This is a genomic window from Mycobacterium arosiense ATCC BAA-1401 = DSM 45069, from assembly GCF_002086125.1.
Classification (GTDB): Bacteria; Actinomycetota; Actinomycetes; order Mycobacteriales; family Mycobacteriaceae; genus Mycobacterium; species Mycobacterium arosiense.
The window spans coordinates 1-449 of sequence record NZ_MVHG01000246.1 but is presented as its reverse complement, the minus strand read 5'-3'; the positions used below and the strand labels follow the sequence as shown (position 1 = coordinate 449).

Sequence of the window (449 nt, the reverse complement as noted above, 5' to 3'; positions counted from 1 at the left end):
GCTGGGACGAAGCCTACGCGCTGACCCGCAAGCTGCCCCAGGATCTTGCCGCCACCAGCCGCTGGCGCTATTGGCAGGCACGCAGCCTGCAACTGGCGCAGCCGAACAGCAAGGAGCCGATCGCGCTGTACCAGAAGCTCGCCGGCGAGCGCGACTTCTACGGCTTCCTCGCCGCCGACCGCCTGAGCGTGCCGTACAAGCTCGGCAACCGTCCTGCGCACATCGACCCGCGCGTCCTGCAACGCGTACGCAACGCCGCCAGTACGCGCCGGGCCATGGAGTTCTTCAACCGTGGCGAAGTGATCAACGCCCGCCGCGAGTGGTACCACGCCGCGCGCCTGTTCGATCGCGACGAGCTGATCGCCCAGGCCAGGCTGGCCTACGACATGCAGTGGTATTTCCCGGCGATCCGCTCGATCAGCCAGGCGCAGTACTGGGACGACCTGGAC

General features: G+C 67.7%; 1 pseudogene. It reads left to right on the top strand.

The annotated features are described in order from the left end of the window. Nucleotides 1-449, top strand: a pseudogene (locus BST14_RS31820) (hypothetical protein); the annotation flags it as partial.